Origin of the sequence: Herbaspirillum sp. UBA812 (genome assembly GCF_002296545.1) — a bacterium.
In the GTDB taxonomy this organism is placed as follows: Bacteria; Pseudomonadota; Gammaproteobacteria; order Burkholderiales; family Burkholderiaceae_D; genus Herbaspirillum; species Herbaspirillum huttiense.
Genome location: NZ_DBIC01000257.1, coordinates 7,915 through 12,698, shown reverse-complemented (window position 1 = coordinate 12,698; position 4,784 = coordinate 7,915). Strand labels below are relative to the sequence as shown.

Below are 4,784 nucleotides of genomic sequence, written 5' to 3'. Positions count from 1 at the left end.
AATGATGTAGCTGTCATCACTATCCTCCGGATGTCGCCACCGCCGCCGGCGCAGTCAATGCCAGCGGCATTGTTCCCTGCCGACATCCGGATGGAGCTGTACTGCTTGCAGTCTTGTCCCCCCAAACACTTTTACCTATCTTCCCATGCTCACCTCCATTCGCGCCCGCGTGATCTGCGCCTTCGTTGCGCTGGTTGTCTTCTCCGTGGTGGTCAGCACCGCGGCCAATTACCTGATTGCCCGCAACAGCATGTGGGACGCCACGGACAGCAGCCTCTCCACCTCGTTGAACGACCATGCCCGCGTGATTGGTGACTGGGTCGCCGAAAAAACGCGCCTGGTCGACTCCTTGCAGGATGTCGTCCTGACCGATTCTCCCGATGCGATGCTCAAGCAGATCCAGGTCGCCGGCGGATTTTTCGATGTCGGCGTGGGGTATCCCGACAAGAAGACCAAGTTCACCGACTGGCCCAATATTCCCGCTACCTATGACCCGACCACCCGTCCCTGGTACAAGGGTGCCGTTGAGGCCGGCAAGCCGGCGGCCATTCCGTATATCAGTACCAGCAAGGCCTTGCTGGTGGCGCTGGCCATTCCCGTGATGCGTGAGGGCAAACTCAAGGCGGTGCTGGTGGGTGACGTGGCCCTTGACAGCGTGGTGGAGACCATCAAAGCCATTCATCCCACACCCGAGAGTTTCGGGATGCTGATCGACAAGAACGGCCGCATCATCGCGCACCCCAATGCGGAACTGCGTTTCAAGCAGGCCACCGATATCGCTCCCGAGTTCGCGCAGTTGAGTTCCGCTGCTGACGACAAAGCGAGCGCGCCGATGAAGATCGTGGTCGATGGCCGGGCCAAGCTGGTGCGTGCGCAGAAAATTCGCGGGACCGACTGGAGCATCGTGATCGCCATCGATGAATCCGAAGCCATGGCCGGCGCACGCTCCCTGCTCAATACGTCGCTGCTGTCCCTGATCCTGATCGTCGGCATCGCTTCGGTCATCGGTGTGGCCGTGACTGCGACGGCGTTCCGTCGGCTCGGACAGGTCAGCCAGGCCATGGCCGCCATCGGCTCGGGCAGCGGTGACCTCACGCAGCGCCTGCCCGATCAGGGCAAGGACGAAGTAGCGGTCATTTCACGCTCCTTCAACCAGTTCGTCGGCCAGTTGCAAAACGTGATGCTCGATATCCGTGATGCCAGCGAGGCGGTCCGTACGGCCTCCAATGAAATCGCCACGGCCAACCAGGACTTGTCGACCAGAACCGAATCGGCCGCCGCCAGTCTGGAACAGACAGCGGCCTCCATGGCCGAGATCTCGGAGACGGTCGGCCGCTCGACGGCTGCCGCCAAGCAGGCGGACCAGCGCTCCAGCAGCGCCACCGAGATTGCCTCGCAAGGTGGCAAGGTGGTGTCCGACGCCGTGACCACCATCGGCGAGATCGAAAAGGTATCGGGCCAGATCGGTGCCATCATCACCGTCATCGACGGCATCGCTTTCCAGACCAATATCCTGGCCTTGAACGCCGCCGTGGAAGCGGCCCGCGCCGGCGAGCAGGGGCGCGGCTTCGCAGTCGTGGCCCACGAGGTACGCAGCCTGGCCAAACGCAGCGCGGAAGCGGCACGCGAGGTCAAGGAACTGGTGGAGACCACCGTCTCGCGGGTTTCCGCGGGATCGGTACAGGTGCGCCAGGCTGGCACCACCATGGGCGAGATCGTGACCCAGTCGGCCGATGTGCAATCGCTCATTTCAGGTATTGCAAGGGCGACCGACGAGCAGATGCGTGGTATTCAGGAAGTCAATCGTGCCGTGATCCAGCTCGATTCCATGGTGCAGCAGAACGCCGCCCTGGTGGAGCAGTCGGCCGCAGCGTCGGCGACCTTGCAGGCGCAGGCCAATACGCTGGCATCGACCATCGGCCGTTTCAGGATCTCCTGAGTCTGCCGCCCGGCCGGTCCTCGTCGGGCACCGCCGTGCAGACTGAACTCACCGGCGTGCATTGCCCGTGCGTGACGGCGCTGCCGTTGGTGGCGGAGACCTGCGCGAAAGAACCTGGCTGAAACGCATTTCACGCCGATTGATGAACCGGGTTCTGGACGATAAAGGCCTTGCTCTTCAACACCTCCATGACGGCCTTCACTGAGGGCGGCACGGTCCGGGCTTTCTTGCAGGCCAGAAAAGTAGGCCGCGCCATCGCCGGCGTGATCGGTCTGACCTGAATCTGGAGTGAGCTCACCGACTGTCCCGCTTCAGCAGGCAGGATTGCCGCACCATAGCCGGCAGCGACCAGACCCTTGATGGCCTCGCCGTTGTTGAGGGCGATGCGAGCGCGCGGGAAAAATCCGGCACGCGAAAACCATTGCAAGGTCTGATGATGCAAAGCGCTGCCGGGTTCATTCATCAACAAGGGCTGCCGTGCCAGCCAGGCCGGGCCGACTCGCTTGGGCACGGTCCAGGCCGCCGGCAGGAACGCCATCAGCGGGTCGCTGCGCCAGCGTGTCAGCACCAGGCCCTGGTGCCGGGTGGTGGCCCCCACCAAGGCCAGATCCAGTTCATCCGCCTGCAGCTTTTCCATCGCCATCGCGGTAGTCGTGACGGCCAGTTCTATCTTCAGTTCCGGCCGATGCTGCGCCATGTACTGCAACAAGCGGGGCATCTCATGCGTGATCAGGCCGGTCGATGCCCCGAGCCGCACGACCCCTTGCACGCTTTCCCGATAATGGCCGACCGCTTCGCTGGCCTGGTCAGCCAATGCCAGCAGCTTGCGGGCATAGTCGATCAGGATCTTGCCGCCCGCTGTCACCATGACGCCATGGCGGTTGCGCTTGAGCAGAGGAATGTCCAGCCTTGACTCGAGCTCCCGCAAGTGCAACGAAATGGTCGGCTGTGCCAGGTGCAAGGCTGCCGCTGCATTCGACAGGGAGCCGGAATCGACCACTGCCAACAGCGTACGAAGATGATCCAGGTTGAATTCTCGCATCAGGATTTCTAATAATTGAACGGGTCAAATTTAATTTTACTTCGCCAAGGTGGGATGCGAGAATTTTTCCACGGACCCAATTTTTCCACCGGACTGGCAGATCACCATGAACTACATTTCTACACGCGGCGACCGAACTCAACGTGGTTTCTCGGAGGTCTTGCTGGAGGGACTGGCCCCCGATGGCGGCCTGTATGTTCCGCTGGCCTATCCCAGGATCGACGATGCCACCTTGCAGGCGTGGCGCACCTTGTCGTATCCGGATCTGGCTTTTGAAATCATGGCGCTCTACGTCGGCGACATACCGGCCGGGCAGTTGCGCAGCGCCATCGCCCGTACTTACACCGCGGAGATATTCGGCACTGCCGATATCGTCCCGCTCAGGCCGCTTGAGGATGGCTTGTTCGTCCTGGGTTTGTCCAACGGCCCCACCTTTGCTTTCAAGGATGTGGCGATGCAGTTGCTGGGCAACCTGCTGGACGATGAGCTGGGCCGACGTGGTGAGCAACTCAATATTGTCGGAGCCACCTCTGGCGATACGGGAAGCGCGGCCGAGTACGCCATGCGCGGCAAGAAAAACATCCAGGTCTTCATGCTCAGTCCGCATGGCCGCATGAGCCCGTTTCAACAAGCACAGATGTTCAGCCTGCAGGACAGAAACATTCACAACATGGCTGTAGAAGGAAGCTTCGACACCTGCCAGGACATCGTCAAGGCGATCTCCTCCGATCTCGGCTTCAAGCGCCGCTTCCATATCGGGACCGTCAATTCCATCAACTGGGCGCGCTTGCTGGCGCAGGTCGTCTATTATTTCGCGGGCTATTTCCAGGCCACGCGCAGCAATGGGGAAAGAGTCAGTTTTGCAGTGCCATCCGGCAATTTCGGCAATATCTGCGCCGGCCATGTTGCCCGCATGATGGGGCTGCCCATCGACAAGCTGGTCCTCGCCACCAATGAAAACGACGTGCTGGACGAGTTCTTCAGAACCGGATGCTACCGCCCCCGATCCAGCGCTGAAACCCCGGCGACCTCCAGTCCCTCCATGGATATCGCCAAGGCTTCCAATCTCGAGCGCTTCATCTTCGATGTGCTGGGGCGCGACGCGCAAAGCGTGCAACAGCTTTTTGGCGAGGAGCTGGCACACCATGGGAAATTCGTACTGAGCAAACAAGAGCATGAACGCATGGCCGACTACGGTTTCGTCTCTGGAAAGAGTACGCACGCTGATCGCCTGGCCACGATTTCGCAGGTCTGGAGCGGGCGTTCGATGATGATCGATCCGCATACCGCTGATGGCGTCAAGGTTGCACGCGATCATCGGGTGCAAGGGGTTCCCACCATTGTGCTGGAGACGGCCCTGCCATTGAAGTTCGAAGAGACCATGCGTGCCGCCACCGGACGCGGTGTACCGCGGCCGGCTGCGTTGGCAGACCTGGAAGCGCGGCCGCGGCGCTTTGCCGTGATGCAGGCATCGACAGAGGACATCAAGGACCGGATAGCGACGTCTTGCGGGCTGCGCTCAAGCTGAACATGCAATGCCGGGCCTCGCCCTGTCACCCGATTTCAATGAAACCGGGTGGCAGGGCGAATGTTCAGAACGACTCGGCGGCTTTGATGGCGCGGACCACGTCATCCTGGCTCACATCGAGGTGCGTCACCCAGCGGATACGGTTCATCATGCCTTCCTTGCTGCGATAGGCACCTCCTTGCAGCGTGATATCGTGGGCGGCAAAGTGGGCGATGAGATTGCCGGCAATATCGGCTTGAACATCCGTAAAGACCATGTTGGGCTGCGCTGGCTGG

General features: G+C 61.1%; 3 protein-coding genes and 1 pseudogene. 2 read left to right on the top strand and 2 right to left on the bottom strand.

Annotated elements, in window-relative coordinates; all coding sequences use genetic code 11:
- The first annotated feature begins 145 nt into the window (after positions 1-145).
- Complete coding sequence (locus B3873_RS16815; RefSeq protein ID WP_286867442.1) at positions 146-1,939, top strand: methyl-accepting chemotaxis protein; 1,794 nt, start codon at positions 146-148, stop codon at positions 1,937-1,939.
- 130 nt (positions 1,940-2,069) lie between these two features.
- On the opposite strand, the gene B3873_RS16810 is transcribed toward B3873_RS16815, so the two are convergent.
- Positions 2,070-2,981, bottom strand: a complete 912-nt coding sequence (locus tag B3873_RS16810) for a LysR family transcriptional regulator (RefSeq protein ID WP_286867440.1) — start codon at positions 2,979-2,981, stop codon at positions 2,070-2,072.
- Between the two features lie 106 nt (positions 2,982-3,087).
- On the opposite strand from B3873_RS16810, the gene thrC reads away from it, so the two are divergent.
- Positions 3,088-4,509, top strand: a complete 1,422-nt coding sequence (thrC, locus tag B3873_RS16805; protein ID WP_286867438.1) for a threonine synthase — start codon at positions 3,088-3,090, stop codon at positions 4,507-4,509.
- A gap of 64 nt (positions 4,510-4,573) precedes the next feature.
- Here thrC and B3873_RS16800 read toward each other — a convergent pair.
- Positions 4,574-4,784: pseudogene (locus tag B3873_RS16800) on the bottom strand (low-specificity L-threonine aldolase); the annotation flags it as partial.